This is a genomic window from Frankia sp. R82, assembly GCF_023716925.1.
In the GTDB taxonomy this organism is placed as follows: domain Bacteria; phylum Actinomycetota; class Actinomycetes; order Frankiales; family Frankiaceae; genus Frankia.
Genome location: NZ_JAMQQG010000186.1, coordinates 1 through 833, shown reverse-complemented (window position 1 = coordinate 833; position 833 = coordinate 1). Strand labels below are relative to the sequence as shown.

Annotated in this window: 1 protein-coding gene; it reads right to left on the bottom strand. The window is 73.7% G+C overall.

The features are described 5' to 3' along the window. Positions 1-67 precede the first annotated feature (67 nt). Positions 68-833 (bottom strand): TerD family protein (locus ND747_RS16520; protein ID WP_251734496.1); only part of this gene is annotated, 766 nt, incomplete at its 5' end.

Below are 833 nucleotides of genomic sequence, written 5' to 3'. Positions count from 1 at the left end.
GGCGTAGCCCGGCCGCCGCACCGGCGGGCCGGCGCGGCGGGCCGGCGGGGGCCGCCAGAGGCGGGCGTCAGAGGTACTGCTTGGCCGGGTTGACCATGGCGCGGACGGTCTTGCCGTCGTGGAACTCGCCGATCGCCGTCATCGACCAGGTCGGCGCGCCCCGATCGCGCTGCACGCGGCACATGACCAGGCCGGTGGACGGCTTCGACTCGGACAGGTCGAAGCGGACGAGTTCCTGGTTGGTGAGGTCGTCGTAGAGCCGGCAGTAGGCGTTGCGCACCTCGGTGAACGGCTGTCCCTGGAAGCTGTTCACCGTGAAGATCAGGGTGGTCACGCCCGGCGGCAGGGCGGACAGGTCGACGGCGATCGTCTCGTCGTCGCCGTCACCCTGACCGGTGAGGTTGTCGCCGGAGTGGCGCACGGCACCGCGGGCGCCCTTCTTGGACATGAACCAGACCTTGTCGACGTCCTTGCCCCGCTCGTCGAACAGGATGCAGGACGCGTCCAGGTCGATGGACCGGCCGCGCTGGGCCGGATCCCAGCCCAGGCCCATCCGCACCCGGGTCAGCGGCGGTGCGCCGGTCTTGACCAGCGAGACGCTCTGTCCCTTGCGCAGCGACACCCGGCCCTTGTCCAGGTTGACCCGCCCGCCTGGCTGCCCCACACCAGCGGGCGGACCGGCCGGTACCGGTGGCCCCCATTGCTGGCCGGGTGCCGCCGGCGGACCGGTGGGTGGGCCCCACTGCTGGCCAGGCGGCGGCTGCGGTGCGCCCCACTGCGGTGCGCCCGGCGGGACCGGCGCCGGGGGCGGAGGCGGAGGCGGAGCCCACTGC